This window comes from Pseudonocardia cypriaca (genome assembly GCF_006717045.1).
Classification (GTDB): domain Bacteria; phylum Actinomycetota; class Actinomycetes; order Mycobacteriales; family Pseudonocardiaceae; genus Pseudonocardia; species Pseudonocardia cypriaca.
The window spans coordinates 470085-490423 of the sequence record NZ_VFPH01000001.1; the positions used below are offsets into that span (position 1 = coordinate 470085).

The following is a 20339-nucleotide window of genomic DNA, read 5'->3' on the forward strand; positions in this document are numbered from 1 at the left end:
CCGCCGATATACGCAACGGACTTCCGGTGGGGGGCACTAGTGCGTGCACTCGTGACGGGCGTGGCCGGGTTCGTCGGCAGCACGCTGGCGCGCCGCCTGCTCGCCGACGGCCACGACGTCGTGGGCGTCGACGCGCTCACCGACTACTACGACCCGCGGCTCAAGCGCGAGAACCTGCGCGACATCGACCACCCGCGACTGCGGGTCGTGGAGGCCGACCTGAACGCGGTCGACCTCGCCGCCCTGCTGGCCGACGTCGAGGTGGTCTACCACCAGGCGGGCCAGCCGGGGGTGCGCAAGTCGTGGGGCGCCGACTTCGACGACTACCTCCACGGCAACGTCGGCGCCACCCAGAAGCTCCTGGAGGCCGCGCTGCGCGCGCCGCAGCTCGCCCGCTTCGTCTACGCGTCCTCCTCTTCGGTCTACGGCAACGCGCTGCGCTACCCCACCGAGGAGACCGACCGGCCGCAGCCGCTCTCCCCGTACGGCGTCACCAAGCTCGCCGCGGAGCACCTCTGCGTCCTGTACGCCCAGAACTACGGCCTGCCCACGGTGTCGCTGCGCTACTTCACCGTCTACGGCCCGCGGCAGCGGCCCGACATGGCATTCACCCGCTTCTGCACGTCCGTCCGCGACGGTGACGAGATCCCGGTCTTCGGCACCGGTCAGCAGGTGCGCGACTTCACCTACGTCGACGACGTCGTCGCGGCCAACCTGCGGGTGGCCACGGCCGACGTCCCGGCGGGTGCGGTGTTCAACGTGGCAGGCGGCACCTCCACCACGGTCAACGAGGTCATCGAGCTCCTGGGGGAGATCTCGGGCCGCACACCCGCCGTCCGCAGGGGCGACCCGGTGCCGGGCGACGTCGAGCGCACGGGCGGGAGCACGGCCGCCATCGAGGCTGCCACGGGCTGGGCGCCGACCGTCCCGCTGCGGGAGGGGCTCGCGGAGCAGTACCGGTGGGCCGCTTCCGTACTGACGTGAGCAGGTGAGGTGAGGAAGGACCTCAACACCGCGGTAGCGGCGATCGTCGGCTCGCTACCGGGGTTCACGTTCCCGTTCGTCGCCGCGCTCGTGCTCACCCCCGCCGCCTCGGACGTGCTGCTGCTCGCGACGTCGGTGGCGATCACGGTCTCGGTGATCGTCAGCTCCTCGGTGGAGCTGACCACGATCGCCGAGTACGGGCGGGTGCTGGGCCGGGACCGCAACCCGGCGCCCGGTGCGCTGCGCGACTACCGGCGGAAGGTCCTGCTGTTCGCCGGCGCTGTGACGGTGCTCGTGGTGCCCGCGCTCGCGCTGGCCTACGCCGCCGGATCGCCCGCGCGGGCCGAGTTCCTCGTGCTCGCGTGCGCCGTGGCACCGGCCCCGCTCCTCGCGGCGGTGGCGAGCATCCTGTCCGGGGAGTGCATCGCGAGGGGCGGCCCGACCGTGCCGATCGCGGTGCAGGCGATGCGCACGCTCCTGCCCGCCGTGCTCCTCGCCGTGTGGTGGGACGCGCCGCTCGTCGCCGTGGCCGCGATGCTGCCGGCCGGGGAGGCGGCCAGGGCCGCCGTACTCGCGGTGGCGGCGCGACGGCTGCGCGCGCAGCAGGCGGGCGCCGCCGACGGGGCGCTGACCCCGTTCGGGCTGGTCGCCCAGGCCACGTCGTCCGGGGTCACCCAGCTCGGCCCGGCGGTCGACCGGTTGTACCTCTCCGCGTCCGGCGCGGGTTCCGTCTCGAGCTACGAGATCGCGGACCGGTTGATGTACGCGGCGGCGCAGTTCGTCAACATGGCGTTCCTCGTGCGGCGGGTCGGCGCGTGGGCCCGCCTGCCGACGATGGCGCCCGCCGACGCCTCGGCGCTGCTGCGCCGCGACGGGCGGCTGCTCGGGATCGTCACGGCGGTGCTCACCGCGGGCGGGGCGCTGGCGTGCCTCGCCGGACTCGCGTCCGGCCTGCTGCCCGAGTCGTGGGGCCAGGGCTTCCTGTGGGGCGCGATCGTGATGCTGTCGCTCCCCGCGCACGTGTTCAACGTCGTCGGCACCCGCCTGCTCGTCGTGGCGCGCAGGCAGCGCTGGATGCTCGGGATCGCAGCCGCCACCGCCGTCCTCAACGCCGTGCTGGACACCGTCCTCTTCCTCCTCCTCGGCCCGATCGGCATCGTGATCGCCACGCTGCTGCTGCGCTGGACGATGGCCGGGGTCTACGTCGTGCTGCTGCGCACGGCCGTGCCGCAGACGATCGGGTACGAGCTGCGCTGACGTCGAGTCCTGGGCCGGTCGATCGCTCAGGTCATCCGCGAGACGGGCCTTCTCGCGCGCGTTCCGCGGAACGCAGTCGGTGCTCTCGTGGCTGTGGTCCCGTTCCCACCCCAACGCCCCCAGCGATCCGGGCAAGATCAGCGGAATCGGACATGGCCGCCGCCATGATCCGAACTAGCGGTTGCCCATGGCTGCCCCCACAACCATGAACGCCCGATACAGCAGATCTTGCGCACCAAGATCGCGTGTATCGGTTGTCCATCGCTGTCACCGCAGCCATGGACAACCGACACACCGGATCATGAGCGCGAGCGCGTTCCGCGGGACGCAGCGCCGGTCCGAGGTCAGGACCGTGGTGTCGGCGAGGGCCGCCTGGTCGAGCCGTCGGCGTGCCCGGCCGCCGGCTCGGGGTCGCCCCCGTGTGACTTGCCGTTGGTGCCCTGCTCCGGGATCGCCTGCGGGATCCCCAGCGGTGGGCTGGTGATCTCGGGGCGTACGGGCATCGGCACCGGTGGCAGGTCGCGCCGGGGCGGCGGCGGGGGAGTGCGGTAGGAGGGCAGCCGCGCGTCCGGGCCGGGCCGGCCCCTGCGCATGGTGAGCACGGTGCCCAGCAGCCGCGCGGACACCGACCGCAGCGCGGCGACGGCCGCGGCGACCTGCTCCTTCGAGGTCTGGCGGTGCTGCACCACGAGGACCACGCCGTCGGCCCGTGCGGCCACCGCCGCGGCGTCGGACACCGGGAGGAGCGCCGGGGTGTCGACCACGATGAAGTGGTAGTGGTTGCGCATGTCGGCGAGCAGGTCGGCGAGCCCGAACGACGACAGCAGCTGGCTGTGGTCCTGGGCCACCGAGCCGGCCGGGAGCACGTCGAACCCGCCCCGGTTCCACGGCTTGCGCGCGTACGGCCACACCATCCGGCCGGCGAGGACGTCCACGAGACCGGGGATCGAGTCGACGCCCAGGTAGTCGGCCACCCCCGGGTCGCGCAGGTTGGCGTCGACCAGGAGGACGCGGTTGCCGGCCTCGGCGAGGGTGATGGCGAGGTTGCACGCAGTGGTGGACGTGCCCTCGCCCACCCGGGCGCTCGTCACCACGATCACGCCCCGGCCCCGCACGCCGTTCAGGAACTGCAGGTTGGTGCGCAGCTTCCGGAACGCCTCCGCTCGAGGGGACCCGAACGGGTCGTCCACCAGCAACGGGCGGGTGGGCACCCGGCGGTCGTGCGCGATCTCCGCGAGGACGGGCACCTCCGCCAGCTCCTCCACGTCGGCCGCCGAGCGGACGGAGGTGTCGCGCATGTCGCGCACGACCATGGCCGCGATCCCGATCAGCAGGCCGAGCGCCCCGCCGAGCGCCAGGTTGAACGGCACGTCGGGGGACACGGGCGCGGGCTGCGCAACGGCCGGCCGGACGACCTGGACGCCGATCCGGGTGGATTCCTGCGCGGGCTGGCCGGGCGGCGGCGGGGGCGGGGCGGGCCCGATCGGCTGCTCCAGCTCCCCGACGAGACCCACGAACTCGGCCGCCACGGCGTTGGCGATCGCCGCCGCGCCGTCGGGTGTGGCGTCGCGGACCGCTGCCGTGAGCACGGTGGACTCCGGCTCGACGGTGACGGTGATCCGCGACGCGAGCTCGGCCGGGGTCATGGCGAGCGCGAGCCTGTCGATGACCGGCTGCGTGATCCGCTCGTCGGTGAGGAGCGGGACGTAGGACTGCACCCGCGCCTGGGCCAGCCGGTCGGCCTGGTAGGCGTCGTCCGACGACTCGGCCCGCCCCTGCAAGGACACGAACAGCGTGACGTCCGAGCTGTAGGCGCGCGGGGTGAGATAGGTCGCCACCCCGGCGCCCAGCAGGCCCAGCAGCACGCAGAGCACCGCGATTCCCCAGCGCTCGCGGAGCATGCGCATCGCTCGTTCAACGGTCATGTTCGCCCCCGGGAATCAAAACCCGTTGCAGTGTCGGAGTGTAGGCGCGCAAGCGACGTTGAAGCGCGTCCCGCCGATGCAGTGATCAGCATGGCACCCTCGGTGTGAGGAGGCCGTCGGTCCGGATCCGGTTCCTCCCGGCGTGCGGACAGGGCCGCGACCATCCCGACGAGGCCGAAGTACAGGCCGAAGATCGGCGGGCCGGTGAACGTCACCGTGGCGATGGACTGCACGACGGTCGCGACCGTCCATCCGACCGCCACGAGGCCGGCCCACCGGACGAGCGGCGAGGCCCCCGAGCGGTACAGCCGCCAGCTCGCCCGGTAGATCAGGATCATGCCGATGACGAACGCGAGCGCGCCGAGGTAGCCGGTCTCCCCGATGATCGCAGGCCACTCGGTGTCGGTGAGGAAGCGCCCGTCCTCGGCGGTGCGGCCGAGACCCCAGATCGAGGGGTAACCGCGCTCGAGGTACTCCGGGCTGTAGGTCGATGCCGCGATCGCGGAGCCGAACCGGCCGAACCCGGCCCCGGCCGGGAAGTACCCGGCTGCCACGCCGAACGAGTCGACCGTCAGCACCGTGCGCGCCGCGGGGTCGGCCTCTGGCGAGAGGTACTCGTCGTAGGTGACCGTGACGACCGTGGCGAGCGGGGTGGCGAGCACGACGGCCGCTACGGGCACGCACACGGCGACGGCGAGCAGCACGCCCGTGGAACGCCCCGCCGCCTTCACCCACAGCCATGCCGCGACGAGGCTGGTGATGGCCGTCCGGCGAGCGGTCAGGAGCGCGGCCGCGGCAGTGGCGATCAGCAGCGTGAACGTGAACGGCCCCTTGCGCACGGTCATCCGCCACGCCGTGAGCGCGATCGCCGACAGCGTCATGATCTGGCCGAGGTCGATCGGGTGGCTGAACGGCCCGATGAGCGACGGCAGGAAGCCACGCCCCTCGATGGCGTTGATGTCGCTCGCCATGACCGCGTTCCACGCGCCTTCGAACGCGAAGTTGGCCCCCGTGGCGAGGAGGCAGAAGACGATGACCAGCGCGCCCACGGCGGCCGTGACGCGCAGGTGGCGCTCCTCCCAGTCGACCTGGGCCACGGCCCACGCGAACACGAGCCCCTTGCACGCCACCACCCCGCCCAGGAGGAACGTGGCCGGTTCAACCCCCAGGAACAGGCCGCTGAGCAGGCCGGCCACGGCGAAGCCGAGGAACCACCACTGCCCCGGGAACGAGCGCAGCGCGCGGCGCGCGAGCAACCGGCGCAGCGGCAGGACGATGCCGCAGAGCAGGACGAGTCCTTCGTCCAGGTAGCCCAGCTGCGTGATCGGTACCAGGTGCTCGAGCGGGCGGACGAAGAGCACCGCCACCACGGTGACCCCGGCGGCCGCGGCGGGCGCCGCGAACACCAAGGTCACGGCCCCGACGACGACCACGGCCGCAACGGCGGCGAACGGCTGGACGACGGCGAGCGCGCCAACACCGACCGCCGCCAGCAGCCACGGCCATGCGTCGAACGCCCGGATCCGGCTCACAGCAGGTCCACCCCGGCGGCTCTGATCCGGTTGCGGGTGTCCAGCACGCGGTCGGCGTGGCGCTCGACGAGCTCCCAGTCGACGTCGTCGTGGTCGGTGAGGATCACCACGACGTCGGACGCGGCGAGGACCTCGGGCGTGCACTCGACCAGCTCCACGCCTGCGGGCACGTCGGCCGCGGTGACCTTGGGGTCGATCGCGGACAGCTGGGCGCCGAGCTCGGCGAGCCGGTTCGCCACCGGCAGGGCGGGGGACTGGCGGGCGTCGCCGGAGTTGCGCTTGTAGGTCAGCCCGACGAGCAGGACCCGGCTGCCGTTGACCGCGAGCTTCCTGCGGTTGAGGTGCTCCGTGACCCGGGAGACGACGTAGGCGGGCATGTTGTCGTTGACGTCGTTGGCGATCTCGACGAACCGGAACGTGCGGCCGAGCGAGCGGCGCACCTGCCACGACAGGTACGAGGGGTCGATCGGCAGGCAGTGGCCGCCGACGCCCGGGCCGGGCGTGAACTTCATGAACCCGAACGGCTTGGTCGCCGCCATGTCGACCACCGACCACACGTCGATGCCGAGCTCGTGGCAGTACATGGCCAGCTCGTTGACCAGCGCGATGTTGACGTGCCGGAACGTGTTCTCCAGCAGCTTCGCCAGCTCGGCCTCGCGGGTGCCCGGGGCCGGCACGGTGTTGTCGACGATCGTGTCGTAGAACTCCCGCACCGCGGCCGCCGAGGCCTCGTCGATACCGGAGACGATCTTCGGGGTGTTCTGCAGGTGCCAGGTGGGGTTGTTCGGGTCGATCCGCTCCGGGCTGTACCCGAGGTGGAAGTCGGTGCCGGCCGAGAGCCCCGACCCGGCCTCGAGGATCGGGCCGAAGACCTCCTCGGTGGTGCCGGGGTAGGTGGTCGACTCCAGCACGACGCAGGCGCCGGGCGTCAGGTGCGGCGCGAGCAGGCGGGCCGACTCCTCGATGTAGGACAGGTCCGGGGCGCCGTCGCGCAGCGGCGTCGGAACGCACACCACCGCGACCCGGAAGCCCGCGAGCTCGGCCGCGTCCTCGGTGGGCGTGAACCGGCCGGTGCGCAGGCAGGCCGCGATGTCCTCGTCGCCGATGTCGTCGATGAAGCTCTCACCGCGCCGCAGCTGGTCGATGCGGTGCTTGTCCAGGTCGAACCCGACCACGTGGTGGCCGACCTGCACCGCGCGCACGGCGAGCGGCAGCCCCACGTACCCCTGGCCGACGACGACGACCGTCATGATGTTCCCCCTCAGCAGAAATAGCGGTAGAGGAGCGCGCCCGCCCGCGCGGTGACCTCGTCGGGCACCGACGGGTCGGTGAGCAGGCGGGTGAGCTCACCCAGCTCCCGCCCGAACTCCTCCTGCTCGGGCGCCTGCAGCCAGGTGCCCGAGCGCAATGTGACGATGCGGCGCTCGTCGCTCGCCCACTTCCTCTTGAACCCGACGAGGCCGGGTTGGTCGAGGTCGGACAAGCCCCAGTCGACGAGCCGCATGCCGCGTTCGACGCCGCGCTGGATCCCCGTCCAGTAGACGGCGTCGTTCGGGCGTGCCCGCAGGTGCTCCGGTACCGAGGCACCGAACTTGTAGTAGATGACGTCGTCCCACTCGAGGAACATCGCGCCGGCGATCACCTCGCCGTCGAGCGAGGCGAGCAGGGTGAGGCAGCGTCCACCGGCGTGGAACTCGTGCCAGATGTTCTCGAAGAACTCGCGCGGCTGCGCGAGCAGGCGGTACTTGTGCTTGCGCAGCCCGACGTGCAGGCCGTGGAAGGTGCGCACCGCGTCGAGGTCCTCGCGGACGTCCACGCGTACCCCGGCCCGCCCGGCCGCCGCGATGTTGCGGCGCGACGTGCCGGAGATCCGCCGGTGCAGCTCGTCGACCCCGCCGTCGAGCGGGGTGCCGTGCCACGCCGCCGCACCGACGGCGCGCAGCCGCGGGTCGGCGAGCGCCGCCGAGTCGTCGAGGCAGCGCAGCGTGAGCTGGTCGTCGCCGGTCTTCGCCGCGTCCAGCAGCGCGGTCCAGACCGGGGGATCCGCCACGAGCGGGTCGGCCCGGTCGGAGAAGGGCAGGCTCGACAGCCGCCTGCCCCGCACGTCCTGCACGGTGACCCAGGCGAACCCCCCGACCGGCTCACCCGCGGGGTCGAGCGCGATCCGCGCCTCCGGGGTGAAGCCGTAGGAGCGGCACACCGCGTTGATCCACGGCGGCGAGGTGAACAGGCTCGCGCCCGGACCCGCGGCGAGCCGGCGCCACCGCGGATCGGTGACGGGATCGGCCGCGACCACGGTCAGAACGGTCATGGTCTCAGCTCGAACGGCGGCACCTCGGACGCCCTCCGCACCGCCGTGGACAGGGTGGCCACCAGGTCGTCCACCGTGATGTCGGCGGGTGCGCGGTGCACGGCGAGCCCGCGCGCGGCCAGCTCGTCGGCGAGCTCCCGCTGGTGGTCGTCGGCCGCCTCGCCGAACTCGGCCTCCCGGCTCGCCATCACCGCGAACCGGCCTGCGCCGAGGTTGGCGAGCGCCGAACCGGTGCCGGCGTGGCTGACCACGATGTCCGCTTCCGCGAGCGCGCCCATGAGGTCGGCGGCGGGCAGGAACGGGGTGGCCGTGATCGGGAGGTCGTCGACCGGCGTGCAGCCCGTCTGCCACAGGACGTCGATCGGCCGGCCCAGTGCCTGTGCGAGGGGGCCGTCGGCGGCCAGCAGCTTGGCCAGCGGCAGCACGAGCCTGCGGAACGGGAACTCGGCCGCCGTGCCGACCGTGACGACCACCTTCACGCGCTCGCCCAGCTCGCGCTCGGCCGGCACCGCCTCGTACGCGTCGAACCCGTTGCCGCCGTAGCGCCAGGGCCCGCCGCTCCACCTGCGGGACTGGGTGTAGGTGCGCACCCGGGGCACCCAGCGCAGGATGCGCCCGGTGAGCGAGGGCCCGCCGACCCGCGCCGCGCTCTCGATGTAGTGGCACTCCACGCCGCGCGCGGCGAGGTAGGGCAGGTAGCCCAGCGCGATGCCCGACCCGGTGGAGACGGCGCGGGTGGGGCGCCGCTCCCGGTACAGCCGGTGGGCGTGCCGCATGCACCGCAGCACGCCCGGCACGTCCTTCTGCCCGACGTAGGGGACGTACTCCACGTCGCGGCCCTGCAGGAGCGAGGTGCTCTGCTCGTTGGCGTGCGTGACCCAGACCGCGTCCGGGTCGGGCGGGATGCGCTCGGCCAGGCCGTGCAGCTGTGTGAGGTGACCGCCCGTCGTCGCGACGAGGACCGTGGTCACCGCGCCCCGCCCCCGCCCAGCAGGCTCGGCACCGTGCGAACGAGGATCTCCAGGTCGCGCGCGAGGGTGCGCTGCTCCACGTACCGGACGTCGAGGCGCAGCATGTCGAGCGTGCCGAGGGCGCTCCGCCCGCTGACCTGCCACAGCCCGGTGAGACCCGGCGGCACGTCGAACCGCGCCTGGTACTCGGCCGGGAACATCTCGGCCTCCCACTCGAGGCAGGGCCGCGGCCCCACGAGCGTCATGTCGCCCCGCAGCACGTTGATCAGCTGCGGTAGCTCGTCGAGGCTCGTGCGGCGCAGCAACCGGCCTACGCGGGTGACGCGCGGGTCGCGGTGGAGCTTCGAGCTGCCGTCGACGACCGTGTCCTCGCCCCGCAGCTCACGCGCGATGAGCTCGCGCAGAGCGCGGTCGTCGCCGCCCGGGGCCATCGTGCGGAACTTCAGCATCTCGAACGGGCGGCGGCGCATCCCCACGCGCTGCTGCCGGAACAGGGCGGGCCCGCCGTCCTCGAGCCGGATGGCGGCGGCTATGAGCAGCATCGGGATCGCCAGCGCCACGAGCGCCGCGCCGGAGACCACGATGTCGGTGAGCCGGCGCACGGCCGCGGCGAACCGCCCGGAAGTCGCCTTCCGCAGCCGCGCCCCCAGCCCGCGGACCGCGTGCCGCAGCCGCCAGGCCCGCCCGCCGACCCGGGAGATCACCCGGTAGGCCGTGGACAGCTTGAACCGGAACCGCAGCATCGAGTCGCCGCTACGCACGAACACCCGGTCGACCGCGAACCGGCCCTGCTCACGCGCCACCGCGAAGGCCACGTCGTAGCCCGCGCCGGCGACGGCGGCCCGGGCGGCGGGGTCGTGCGTGCCGTACGGGTAAGCGAACGCGCGGGCCCGCACGCCGGTGGTGGCCTCGAGCTGGTCGCGCGCGTCGGTGACGTGCACGCGCAGCGTGGCGTCGTCCATGCCGACCATGCGGGTGTGGTCGGCGCTGTGGACGCCCAGCTCCATGCCGAGATCGGGCAGCCCCTTCAGCTCCTCGGCAGGGGCGAGCCGCTCGCCCGAGTAGGCGGCGGTCCACTCCGCCCGGCCGCCCATGCGGTCGGGGCAGACGAACAGCACCGACGGGACGCCGGCCGCCTGCAGCGCAGGCGCCGCGACGTGCACCGCGGACTCGTGCCCGTCGTCGATCGTCACCAGGTAGGAGCGGCGCGGGGTCGGGGCTCCGTCCAGCGCCGCCAGGTACTCGTCGAGCGTGAGCGCCCGCCACCCGCTGCGCTGCAGGTAGCGCAGCTGGGCGGCGAACGCCTCCTCGCTGACGAACAGCTGCTCCGGGTCGGCGTGGGACGCGTCCCCGAAGTAGTGGTACATCAGCACACGGGGGGACCGCAGCGAGGGCACGCGGCGTGCGCCCTCGGTTCGGGACCCATCAGATCGGGACATCGTGCAGGACCTCGCAGACCAGGTCGATCTGCTCCGGCGCCATCCCGGGGAACAGCGGGAGCGAAAGGATCCGCTCGGCCGCCGCATCCACCACCGGCAGCGGCCCGTCGGCGTACTCCGCGAACGGGGGCTGGCGGTGGCAGGGCACCGGGTAGTGCAAACCCCACCCGATGCCTGCGGCGTCGAGCGCCGACGTGACGGTGGGCCGGTCCGGCACCTGGACCACCGCGAGGTGGTAGACCGGCTGGGCAGCCGGGTCCACCGCCACCGGGACGCACCACGATGGCAGGCCGCGCCGGTAACGCTCGACCAGCGCGGCGCGGTTCTCGTTCATCCGGTCCAGCCGGGCGAGCTTGACCCGCAGCGCCGCCGCCTGGAGCGTGTCCAGGCGGCTGTTGCGCCCGGAGATCTCGTGGACGAACCGGTCGGTGGCGGAGCGGCCGTGGTCGGCGAGCTGCCGGATCCGGTCGATCAGCTGCGCGTCGTCGGAGACCACCGCGCCGCCGTCGCCGAGTGCACCGAGGTTCTTGCCCGGGTAGAAGCTGAACGCCGCTGCCGTGCCCCAGCCGCCGGGACGGCGGTCCTGGTACCGGGCGCCGTGGGCCTGCGCGGCGTCCTCGATGACCGCGACCCCGTGCTGGGCGGCGAGCTTGCCCAGCGCGTCGACGTCGGCCATCTGCCCGTACAGGTGGACGGCCATGATCGCCGCCGTGTGCGAGGTGATTGCGGCGGCCACGGCGTCCGGGTCGACGAGCAGGGTGTCGGGACGCACGTCGACGAACCGGGGGCGCGCGCCCACCGTGCACACCGCCTCGACGGTGGCGACGAACGTGTTCGCGGGCACGATCACCTCGTCGCCGGGACCGATCTCCAGCGCGGCGAGGATCAGCTCGAGCGCGTCGGTGCCGTTGGCCACCCCGACGCAGTGTGCCGCCTCGCAGTGGGCCGCGAACTCCGCCTCGAAGGCCGCGACCTCGGGGCCGTTGATGAACCGGCCGTGCGCGAGCACCTCTTTCCACGCGACGTCGAGGTCGTCGCGGAGGTCGAGGTGCACCGCGGCCAGGTCCAGGAACGGAACGGGCGTGGCGCCGCTCACGACACGGCTCGCACGCCGGGCACGATCTGCGACGGCTTCAGCACCGGGGCGGTGCGCCCGGTGACCAGCGCGGCGTCGGTGGCCGCCAGCACGCGCACGATGTCGAGGCCGCGCTCGCCAGGGGTCTCCGACGCGACGCCGGTGCGGACCGAGTCGACGAACGCCCGGTCCTGGGCCATCAGCGGCTCGTGGAACGGAACGAACGGCGAGACGATGTCGCCGGTGCGGTAGCTGACCGGCCGCTCGTGGGCACTGTGCGGGTCGTCGATGCTCGACGGGTCGACCCCGATGTCGTAGATGCGGATCCGCTCGTTGTCGGACATGTCGTCGTAGACGGCCATCTTCCGCTCGCCGACGACGGTCGTGCGGCGCACCTTGTTCGGGTTCAGCCAGCTGACGTGCACGAACGCGCGCGTCTGCGGGAAGTCGAGCCGCAGGTACGCGACGTCCTCCCGCCACGGCGTGACGTTGCGGTCGCCCCACACCGACGCCGCGACCGGCAGCTCGTCCAGCAGGAACGATGCGATCGAGATGTCGTGCGGCGCGAGGTCCCAGATCACGTTCACGTCGCGCTGGTAACGGCCGAGGCTCAGCCTGGCCGAGTCGATGTAGAGAACGCGCCCGAGCGTGCCGGAACGGATGATGTCCCGCAGCTGGCGGACCGCGGCGTTGTACTCGAACGTGTGCCCGACCATCAGCTGCACGCCCTGCACGGCCGCGGCGAGCACCATGGCCTCGGCGTCCGCCACGGACGTGGCCATCGGCTTCTCGACGAGCACGTGCTTGCCCGCGTTGATCGCCTGCAGCGCGATGTCGGCGTGCCCCGCGGGCGGCGTGGCCACCAGCACGGCGTCGACGTCGTCGAGCACGTCCGCCAGCGACGTGGCCGTCCTCTCGACAGACGGGTAGTAGGCGACCGCCTCCTCGAGCCGCTCGGCGTGCTCGTCCACGACCACGACGTCCACGTCAGGCATCGTGCTCAGCACGCGGACGTGCTTGCTCCCCCAGTAGCCGTATCCGACGACGGCAACCCTTGTTTCAACTCGCTTCGCCACCGGTCCCCCAGACCCTGCGATGCTTTCCCCCTGACCGACGCCGGCGCGGAATGAGGCGCCGCCGTCCGGCGACAGGTCCGCATCCGCGGATCCCGGACGATGTTCGCGCCCCGTGTTCCAGACTGCTCACGAACCTCGCCGACGAGATCATGGATCCCGTACCCGCCGCCTGTTCTGGCTATCAGGAGAATAGGTGGGGGTGTTACAGGGTTTTCTCAGGTCGGCGTTCGGGTGACCCTATAGGCCACGCTCGGCGGAGGGTGTTACCCCGGACGGCCTAGACCGGGCCCGGGTTGCCCCTCCCGGGGAGCGCCCTGCGGCGAACGGTCGGCGGGGCGTCGACTATCGTCTGCGCACGTGAGCGTGTGGGAGACGATCCTCTACTTCGCGGTGCCCTCGGTGGCGTTGTACCTGGGTATCGCGTTGCTGGTGGTCGCACCGCGGATGGCGCGCAGGCCCCGGTACCGCGTGGGACAGCCGTGGCCGCACGACCCGATGTGGTGGACGGCCAACCCGCAGGGCGCGCACCTGCCCGCGGTCGACCAGTCAGGCGACCACTCGGGCGACCACACCGCCGACCGTGCCCACGCCCTCGTGGGTGCCCGCGCCGGCGCAGAGCGAGGAGGTGCCCGTGGCAGCTGGTGAGGGACACCCGGGCAGCACCACCGACCACGGTGGCACCGGCACGGCCGTCGTCCGCTCGGACAGCGAGGACCTGCCGGTCGGCTCGGTCGTCACCGCGTCCGGCCGGATCTCGCGCGCGGAGGAGTACAAGGAGCCGTCGCGCGCCGACCAGCCGTTCACCCCGGTCCAGATGACCCGGCTCGACGAGGCGCTCACGCTCGCCAGCCGGGAGACCGGCCTGCGGTTCAGCGTGTACCTCGGAGACCTCGGCCCCGAGCCGTCGGCCCGCGTGGCCGAGCTGCACGACCAGATCGAGGGGTCCAGCGAGGCCGTGCTCGTCGCGGTGAGCCCCGGGCAGCGGTTCGTCGAGGTGCTCAGCGGAGCCGAGGCGCGCACCCGGCTGCCCGACCGCGGCGCCAAGCTGGCCGTCATGAGCATGGTCGCCTCGTTCAAGGAGGGCGACCTGCTCGGAGGCCTGCTCAGCGGTCTTCGCATGCTGGCCGACCAGGCCGGCGGCCGTCGCCGCACGCGCTGACGCCCCCACCGGGTCGCCCGCCGCGCGCGGGGCGCCGTCGCCCGACCGCTCATCACGGTTCGTCGCGCTCGCACGCGGAACCCGACCGGTAACCGATCGGCCGTAACCTCCGAGCTTTAACCGTAGTTGGTGATGGTCGACGCAGTGGTCCACGTCGCATACTGTTCGTCCACGGCCTCCTCCGGGACCACGGACTGATGAAGGGCAGGGACCTACATGGGTGACGCGGCTACGGGACATTCGGCCGGTGATCGACAGCGTCGCGGCCGGCGGGGCACTGGCTCGTCCGTCCTGACGCCACCCACGGGTATGCCGGTCATCCCGGACCTCGAGAGTTCCTTCCCGGTGCAGCGGCGGGAGACCCCGCCCACTCCCGTCGAGCCGCCCCAGCCGCCCGCGCAGCAGACGGTCGTCGACCCGTGCACCTGCGGCCACGGGCCCGAGGCGCACGAGCACTACCGGCCCGGCAGCGACTGCGGCGCCTGTGGTCGCAGCAGTTGCGGCGAGTACCGCCCGGCCAACAGCGCATGGCGCCGCTTCCTGCGCAGCGTGGGGCTCACCCACTGAGCCAGGTCTTCCCCGACCTCTCCCGCGTGGACCTGGGGGAGATCGAGTACGACACCGCCGTCACGGCCATGCAGGGCTGGGTGGCGGAATGCCGGTCGGGCACGGCAGGCGACCGCCTCTTCCTGCTCTCCCACCCGCCGGTCGTCACCTACGGCTCGCGGACCTCGCCCGCCGACCTCCCGGCGGCCACGTCCGGGCTGCCCGTGGTCGAGGTCGACCGCGGAGGGCAGGCCACCTACCACGGCCCCGGCCAGATCGTCGGCTACCTGGTGGCCAACGTGCGGGAGCGCGGCCCCGCCGACGTCGTCCGCTGGATGGAGCAGGGCATCATCGCCGCCCTACAGTCCCTCGGCTTCCCCGCCGTCCGACGGCAGACCGCGCCCGGCGGCCCCAGCCTCGTCGGCGTGTGGACGCCGGACGACCGCAAGATCGCCTCGATCGGCATGCGGATCCGCGGTGGCGTCAGCAGCCACGGCTTCTCGCTGAACGTCGACCCGGACATGACGGCCTTCGACCAGTTCGTCTCCTGCGGCCTGTCCGACCCGATCACGTCGCTCCAGGTGCTGGCGGAGGAGCGGGGGGACAAGGCCCCGCCGGAGGCGGAGGTCCGCGACGCCCTCGCAAAGGCGTTGGGCGCGAGCTGAGCACTCCCGGTTTGCGACGAGCGGCGCGTTGGTCGGATAGGTTCCGACCAACGCGCCGTTCGTCGGAACGGGCGGGGCGTGGGGCTAGGACCTGTCGAACTCGCGTGCCCCCAGCGCCCGGACGATGCCGGCGCGGCCCTCGGACACCAGGCGGCGGAGTGCGGGCGGGTGCGACTCGTCGGCCAGCCATGCGTCGGCGGCATCGACGGTTGACTTGTCCACCGCCCACGACGGGAACAGCCCCACCACCACCTGCTGCGCGCGCTCACTGGTGCGCCGCGACCACACCTCGGCCACCTCGGCGAAATAGCGCTCCACGTACCCGCCGAGCAGCCCGCGCTGCACCGGGTGTGAGAAGCCGCTGATGATCGCCTCCTGCACGGCGTTCGGGATGTCGTCGTCGTGCACGGCCCGGGTCCAGGCCCGCTCCTTGGCCTCGGCCGTCGGGATCAGCGCGCGAGCCCGCTCGGCCTGCCGCTGCCCGGTGGAGGTGGGGTCGCGTTCGAGCTCGGCGTCGATCTCCGGCTCACGGGCGTAGCCGTGCGCCACCAGCGCGTGCAGGAGCCGCCACCGCAGGTCGGTGTCGACGGTCAGCCCGTCCGGCACGTCGACGCCGTCCAGCCAGCCGCGCATCCCGTCGAGCACCGTCGTGTAGAGGACGCTGCCGGTGAGCGCGTTGACCACCGCCAGCTGCGCGTCGGAGCCTGCGGGCGCGGTGTCCAGGCGGAACAGCAGCGCGTCGACCAGCATCGGCCAGCCGCGCTCGGCGGCCCACTGCTCGTCGGCGTAGGACGCCACGGCGGTCTGCGCCTGCATCAGCAGCCGCTGCACGACGCCCACCTCGGACTCGGCGCCGAAACCGCCTGCCACGAGGGCGACGAAGTCGCGGGCCTTGAGCTCGGCCTCCCGGGTCATCTCCCAGGCCGCCGACCAGCACAGGGTGCGGGGCAGCGGCTCGGCGATGTCGCCGATGCGGTCCACGAGGGTGGCCAGCGAGCCCGGGTCGAGGCGCAGCGCGCAGTAGGTGAGGTCGTCGTCGTTGACCAGCACGAGCTTGCCGCCCGGCACCCCGACGAGCTCCGGCACCTCGGTGCGCTCGCCCTCGACGTCGACCTCGACGCGGTGGGTGCGCACGAGCTTGCCGTCCCGGTCGTCGTAGACGCCGACAGCGAGCCGGTGGGTGCGCAGCTCGCCCGCGCCGGGCCGGGCCCCGCCCTGCACAACGGCGAAGCGGGTGAACCGGCCCTCGTCGTCCAGCTCGAACGACGGGCGCAGCAGGTTGAGCCCCGTGGTCTTCAGCCACTGCGCGCCCCAGTCGGACAGGTCGCGGCCGGAGGACTCCTCGAGGGCCGTGATCAGATCGTCGAAGGTGGCGTTGCCCCAGGCGTGCCGCTGGAAGTAGGTGCGCAGCCCGGCCAGGAACGGCTCCAGCCCGACGTAGGCGACGAGCTGCTTGAGCACCGACGCGCCCTTGGCGTAGGTGATGCCGTCGAAGTTCACCTCGACGGCCTGCACGTCCGGGATGTCGGCGGCCACGGGGTGCGTGGACGGCAGCTGGTCCTGCCGGTAGGCCCACGACTTCTCGACGTTCGCGAACGTCGTCCAGGCCTGCGTGTACTCCGTTGCCTCCGCCTGGCAGAGCACCGACGCCCAGGTCGCGAACGACTCGTTCAGCCACAGGTCGTCCCACCAGCGCATGGTGACGAGGTCGCCGAACCACATGTGCGCCATCTCGTGCAGCACGGTCTCGGCGCGGCGTTCGTAGTTGAACCGGGTGACGCGGGAGCGGAAGACGTAGTCCTCCAGGAACGTCACCGCGCCGGCGTTCTCCATGGCGCCCGCGTTGAACTCGGGCACGAAAAGCTGGTCGTACTTGCCGAACGGGTACCGCACGCCGAAGTGGCGGTGGTAGAAGTCGAAGCCCTGCTTGGTCTCGGTGAACAGCCGCTCGGCGTCCATGTGCTCGGCGAGCGACGCGCGGCAGTAGATGCCGAGCGGGATGACGCCCTGATCGTCCCTGTGCTCGTCGCGCCACTCGGCGTACGGGCCGGCGATCAGCGCCACCAGGTAGGTGGACATGAGCTCGGTGGTGGCGAAGCGGTGCACCCCGCCGTCGACGCTCTCAGCGGGGGAGTTGGAGATGACCTTCCAGTCCTCCGGCGCGGTGACCGTGAGGGTGTAGCGAGCCTTGAGGTCGGGCTGGTCGAAGCAGGCGAACATGCGCTTCGCGTCGGCCGTCTCGAACTGGGAGTACAGGTAGACGGCGCCGTCGACCGGGTCGACGAACCGGTGCAGGCCCTCGCCGGTGTTCATGTAGCGGCCGGTGGCCACGACCCGCAGCTCGTTGTCGGCGGCGAGGCCGGGCAGCGCGATCCCGTCCTCCTCGCGGTAGCCCGACACGTCGAGCGGCTCGCCGTTCAGCGTGGCCTCGGCGACCTCCGGCCCCACGAAGTCGATCCAGCTCCCGGCGCCGGGCTCGGCGCAGCGGAACCGGACGGTCGTGGTGGTCGCGAACGTCGCGTCACCGGGCTTTCCGCCGCCGTCGGTGAGGTCGAGCTCGACGGCGTAGTCGACGACCTCCAGCAGCGCGGCCCGGCGCTCGGCATCGGTGCGGGTCAGGTTGGGAGGGGCCATGCGGACTCGGCACTCCTGGGGTCGGGGGGACGCTCGGACTGGCTGCCGATCCAACCACGTGGGCCCGCCGCGCGCCGTCGAGATCCGGCCGGGTCACGGAATGCGGGGTACCCCCAGCGGGTTGGTCCCGATGAAGAGCGAGCACCTGACCCGAGGAGCAGCCGTGACGAGCGCCGCACCGGCCGGTACAGCACGTGTCGACTTCTGGTTCGACCCCCTCTGCCCGTGGGCGTGGATCACGTCGCGCTGGATGATCGAGGTGCGCGAGGTGCGCGACATCGAGGTCAACTGGCACGTGATGAGCCTCTCGGTGCTCAACGAGGGCCGGGACCTGTCGGAGAACTACCGCGAGCTGATGGACCGCGGCTGGGGCCCCGTCCGCGTCGCGATCGCGGCCGCCCAGGAGCACGGCGACGAGATCCTCGAGCCGCTCTACACCGCCCTCGGCACCCGCATCCACAACCAGGGCAACAAGGACTTCGACGTCGTGATCAAGGAGGCGCTCGCCGAGCTGGGCCTGTCCGCCTCCCTCGCCGACGCCGCCACCAGCACCGAGTACGACGAGGCGCTCAGGGCGAGCCACCACCGCGGCATGGACCCGGTGGGTCTGGACGTCGGCACCCCGACCATCCACGTCGACGGCGTGGCCTTCTTCGGCCCGGTGCTCTCCCGCATCCCCCGCGGCGAGGACGCAGGCCGCATCTTCGACGGCGCCCGCCTGCTGGCGTCCTACCCCCACTTCTTCGAGCTGAAGCGCACCCGCACGGAGGGCCCGGAGTTCGACTGAGCCGGAGTCCTGACCACGACCGGCTCGAGGGCGTCGCCCGCCGGTACAGGCCGGTTAACGTCGTAGTCGGGGAGCGCGAGATCCACACCGGTCATCGGCTCCCCAACCACGGATCGGAGTGGCGCCGGCGTGGGAATCCTCAACGGCATCATCGGCAACGCGTCCCGGATGGATCCCGCCGCAGCTGCGCGGGAGTACGGCCGGCTCCTGGCTCGCGGGGAGCAGGTGCACGCCGCGTACCAGCTGGTGCGGGACGCGTTCCTGTTCACCGACAGCCGACTCATCCTCGTCGACAAGCAGGGCATGACCGGACGCAAGGTCGAGTACCACACCATTCCATACTGGAGCATCACGCATTTCAGCGTCGAGACCGCGGGCACGTTCGATCTCGACGCCGAGCTGAAGATCTGGCTCTCCGGTAGCCCGACGCCCATCGCGAAGCAGTTCGGCAAGGGAGTCGACGTCTACGAGGTGCAGGCGCTGCTGAGCGCGTTCGTGGCGCGCTGAGCCCGGCCTCGATGCTCCGGTCGTCCGGCCACGCACTCCCCGATGCCGGCAAGCCACCTTTCGGCGTCCCCGCGTCAGGAAAGTGGCTTCGCCGGCATCCGGTGATTCAGTAGCGGGAGATCAGGGCGTCGCGCAGGACGCCCGTCTCCAGCTCCATCTCGCGCACCCGGTGCTTCACCAGGTCGCCGATGCTGACCATGCCCACCAGGCGGCCGTGGTCGACGACGGGGAGGTGCCGGTAGCGGCCCGCGGTCATCCGGGCCATGGCGTGGGCGACCGTCTCGTCCGGGCCTGCGGTCTGGACGTAGCGGGTCATGACCTCGCTCACGGGCATCGCGAGCAGCGCGGCGCCGTGCTTGCGCAGGGCGCGGACGATGTCCCGCTCGGACACGATCCCCTGGATGGTGCTGTGCTCCTCGCACACCAGCACGGCCCCGATGCCCAGCTTGCCGAGACGCTCCACGACTTCTGACACGGTGAGCCATGGCAGCACGGAGTGGACGGTCGATCCCTTGGTGTCGAGGATGTCGGCGATCTTCATCTTCTCCCCTTCGCTGCCGGCTGCGGTGAGTTCGCGCGGCGCCCGCCTGCGCCTGCGCGGTGTGACCATGGTGCCCCCGTCGAGCGTCTCCCGCTTCCACCCGAGAGGGTCGTCACCGGAAAGACGCACCGTCTGTCACGGATGCCTGATCTCGTGCGCCGAACGGTAGGTGCCGGCGCGAACCAGCTGCTCAGGAAGCAATTGCATAGAGCGCCTCACGCAGTTCTCGGCCGTCGTCGTCGCCACGCCAGACGACCCGCAGGGCGAGCTCCACGGGCGGGCCGCGCAGCCGCTCGCCGCGGTGCCGGCGGTGATCGGCGCGCTGCTGTTCGTCCACTGGGAACGGCGTGCCGAGACGCCGGCGGTGCCGCAGGCGCTCCTGCGAGCGCCGGGGGTGGTCGCCGGCCTGGCTGTGGGTGCGGCGGTCAACCTCGTACTCGCCGGTGTGCTGTTCACCACCACGTCGCTCCTGCAGGGCGCCGCCCACCACCTCACGCCGCTGCAGGCCGGCCTCGCGTTCCTGCGGCTCACGCTCCCGACCGCGGCCGGGCCCGTGTTCACGGCGCGCATCGTCGCCGCCCGCGGCCCCTGGCTCCCCGTCCTCATCGGGCTCGTTCTGCTCACCGTGGGCCCCGCGCTGCCGGCCGCCTGGCCCACGGCGTCGTACCCCGTGCTCGCGGCGGCGCTGTTCCTGATCGGTACCGGGGTGTCGCTGACCTTGCCCGCACTGGTGACGGTCGTGGTCGCGGCCGCCCCGCCGGGCACCGCCGGAACGGCGAGCGGACTGCTGAACGCCGTCCGCCATACCGGCGCGACCGTCGGGGTGGCGGTGATGGGCGCGCTCACCGGCGGTTCCGCGTTCCTCTGCGCGGTTCTCGCCGCTGGCGTCGCCACCCTCCTCTGGGTAATCTCCCGGCGTCGCGGATGACC

The 20339-nt window shown here is 72.4% G+C and carries 19 protein-coding genes; 9 read left to right on the top strand and 10 right to left on the bottom strand.

All coding sequences use genetic code 11. The features are described 5' to 3' along the window. Positions 1-39: 39 nt before the first annotated feature. Both FB388_RS02245 and FB388_RS02250 read left to right on the top strand, forming a co-directional pair. Positions 40-984 (top strand): NAD-dependent epimerase/dehydratase family protein, encoded by a 945-nt coding sequence (locus tag FB388_RS02245; protein ID WP_142096158.1) that lies wholly within the window; start codon positions 40-42, stop codon positions 982-984. 9 nt (positions 985-993) lie between these two features. Next, positions 994-2241 carry a polysaccharide biosynthesis protein gene (locus FB388_RS02250; RefSeq protein WP_142096161.1) on the top strand — a complete coding sequence of 416 codons (1248 nt, stop codon included), beginning with the start codon at positions 994-996 and terminating at the stop codon, positions 2239-2241. Positions 2242-2585: 344 nt separating this feature from the next. Here the strand turns inward: FB388_RS02250 and FB388_RS02255 are convergent, their stop codons facing one another. Genes FB388_RS02255 through FB388_RS02290 form a run of 8 tightly spaced genes read right to left on the bottom strand, consistent with a single transcriptional unit; the run spans position 2586 to position 12570 of the window. Further along, positions 2586-4166 carry a tyrosine-protein kinase domain-containing protein gene (locus FB388_RS02255; protein WP_142096163.1) on the bottom strand — a complete coding sequence of 527 codons (1581 nt, stop codon included), beginning with the start codon at positions 4164-4166 and terminating at the stop codon, positions 2586-2588. Next, positions 4163-5698, bottom strand: coding sequence for a hypothetical protein (locus tag FB388_RS02260; RefSeq protein ID WP_142096166.1), 1536 nt, complete (start codon positions 5696-5698; stop codon positions 4163-4165). The genes FB388_RS02255 and FB388_RS02260 overlap by 4 nt, the downstream gene beginning before the upstream one ends. Further along, a complete protein-coding gene (locus FB388_RS02265; RefSeq protein ID WP_142096169.1) occupies positions 5695-6948 on the bottom strand; it encodes a nucleotide sugar dehydrogenase in 1254 nt (417 codons plus the stop codon). The genes FB388_RS02260 and FB388_RS02265 overlap by 4 nt, the downstream gene beginning before the upstream one ends. A gap of 11 nt (positions 6949-6959) precedes the next feature. After that, entirely contained in the window at positions 6960-8009 is a 1050-nt protein-coding gene (locus FB388_RS02270; RefSeq protein WP_142096172.1) for a lipid II:glycine glycyltransferase FemX, read from the bottom strand. Further along, positions 8006-8980 carry a glycosyltransferase gene (locus FB388_RS02275; RefSeq protein WP_142096175.1) on the bottom strand — a complete coding sequence of 325 codons (975 nt, stop codon included), beginning with the start codon at positions 8978-8980 and terminating at the stop codon, positions 8006-8008. Before FB388_RS02275 ends, FB388_RS02270 begins: the two co-directional genes overlap by 4 nt. Beyond that, positions 8977-10347 carry a sugar transferase gene (locus tag FB388_RS02280; protein WP_170225439.1) on the bottom strand — a complete coding sequence of 457 codons (1371 nt, stop codon included), beginning with the start codon at positions 10345-10347 and terminating at the stop codon, positions 8977-8979. The genes FB388_RS02275 and FB388_RS02280 overlap by 4 nt, the downstream gene beginning before the upstream one ends. A 58-nt stretch (positions 10348-10405) precedes the next feature. After that, positions 10406-11515 carry a DegT/DnrJ/EryC1/StrS family aminotransferase gene (locus tag FB388_RS02285; protein WP_142096181.1) on the bottom strand — a complete coding sequence of 370 codons (1110 nt, stop codon included), beginning with the start codon at positions 11513-11515 and terminating at the stop codon, positions 10406-10408. Beyond that, positions 11512-12570, bottom strand: a complete 1059-nt coding sequence (locus tag FB388_RS02290) for a Gfo/Idh/MocA family protein (protein WP_142096183.1) — start codon at positions 12568-12570, stop codon at positions 11512-11514. Before FB388_RS02290 ends, FB388_RS02285 begins: the two co-directional genes overlap by 4 nt. Before the next feature lie 357 nt (positions 12571-12927). Here FB388_RS02290 and ctaJ point away from each other — a divergent pair, with 357 nt between their 5' ends. From ctaJ to lipB, 4 genes are all read left to right on the top strand, one after another. After that, positions 12928-13215, top strand: a complete 288-nt coding sequence (gene ctaJ, locus FB388_RS02295; RefSeq protein WP_142096193.1) for an aa3-type cytochrome oxidase subunit CtaJ — start codon at positions 12928-12930, stop codon at positions 13213-13215. Further along, complete coding sequence (locus tag FB388_RS02300; RefSeq protein ID WP_142096196.1) at positions 13202-13729, top strand: DUF5130 family protein; 528 nt, start codon at positions 13202-13204, stop codon at positions 13727-13729. Before ctaJ ends, FB388_RS02300 begins: the two co-directional genes overlap by 14 nt. A 309-nt stretch (positions 13730-14038) precedes the next feature. Then, the gene (locus tag FB388_RS02305) at positions 14039-14296 is read left to right on the top strand and encodes a hypothetical protein (protein ID WP_142096199.1); all 258 of its coding nucleotides are present in this window, start codon (positions 14039-14041) and stop codon (positions 14294-14296) included. A 26-nt stretch (positions 14297-14322) separates the two neighbouring features. Then, positions 14323-14940, top strand: a complete 618-nt coding sequence (lipB, locus tag FB388_RS02310) for a lipoyl(octanoyl) transferase LipB (RefSeq protein ID WP_246121504.1) — start codon at positions 14323-14325, stop codon at positions 14938-14940. An 84-nt stretch (positions 14941-15024) separates the two neighbouring features. Here the strand turns inward: lipB and pepN are convergent, their stop codons facing one another. Then, positions 15025-17574 carry an aminopeptidase N gene (pepN, locus tag FB388_RS02315; protein ID WP_142096206.1) on the bottom strand — a complete coding sequence of 850 codons (2550 nt, stop codon included), beginning with the start codon at positions 17572-17574 and terminating at the stop codon, positions 15025-15027. A gap of 163 nt (positions 17575-17737) precedes the next feature. Between pepN and FB388_RS02320 the strand changes: the two genes are divergently transcribed. After that, positions 17738-18361, top strand: a complete 624-nt coding sequence (locus FB388_RS02320; protein ID WP_142096209.1) for a DsbA family oxidoreductase — start codon at positions 17738-17740, stop codon at positions 18359-18361. A 129-nt stretch (positions 18362-18490) separates the two neighbouring features. Then, positions 18491-18868, top strand: a complete 378-nt coding sequence (locus FB388_RS02325) for a PH domain-containing protein (protein ID WP_142096212.1) — start codon at positions 18491-18493, stop codon at positions 18866-18868. A 106-nt stretch (positions 18869-18974) separates the two neighbouring features. On the opposite strand, the gene FB388_RS02330 is transcribed toward FB388_RS02325, so the two are convergent. After that, complete coding sequence (locus FB388_RS02330; protein WP_246121506.1) at positions 18975-19538, bottom strand: CBS domain-containing protein; 564 nt, start codon at positions 19536-19538, stop codon at positions 18975-18977. Positions 19539-19578: 40 nt separating this feature from the next. Between FB388_RS02330 and FB388_RS02335 the strand changes: the two genes are divergently transcribed. After that, complete coding sequence (locus FB388_RS02335) at positions 19579-20337, top strand: MFS transporter (RefSeq protein ID WP_142096214.1); 759 nt, start codon at positions 19579-19581, stop codon at positions 20335-20337. The last annotated feature ends 2 nt before the right edge of the window (positions 20338-20339 follow it).